Source organism: Bartonella sp. AA83SXKL, assembly GCF_042196965.1.
Classification (GTDB): Bacteria; Pseudomonadota; Alphaproteobacteria; order Rhizobiales; family Rhizobiaceae; genus Bartonella.
The window spans coordinates 432-707 of the sequence record NZ_JBHIRG010000188.1 but is presented as its reverse complement, the minus strand read 5'-3'; the positions used below and the strand labels follow the sequence as shown (position 1 = coordinate 707).

Annotated in this window: 1 protein-coding gene; it reads right to left on the bottom strand. The window is 41.7% G+C overall.

What is annotated here, in order from left to right; all coding sequences use genetic code 11:
- A partial coding sequence (locus tag ACFINO_RS10520; protein ID WP_375655792.1) for a murein hydrolase activator EnvC family protein occupies nucleotides 1-276 on the bottom strand: 276 nt, incomplete at both ends.

Below are 276 nucleotides of genomic sequence, written 5' to 3'. Positions count from 1 at the left end.
ATCCTTTGGCCTCTAGTAACAACAAGCTTGCTATTACATCCATAAATAGTGATAATATTATTTTCATGTCGGATCATAACAACATTGCCAAGCTCTTTTAACCCATCACTTGCGTAAATAACAATACCGTTTTCCGCTGCCTTTACCGATGAACCTTCAGGTACAGCAATATCTATTCCCCGACTCATTGTCGTCCCTCTCTTTTGACCAAACTGACTTAATAAACGCCCTCGTACCGGCCAACGCATCTTAGAAATTCCTGTGGCTTGTGGTGTC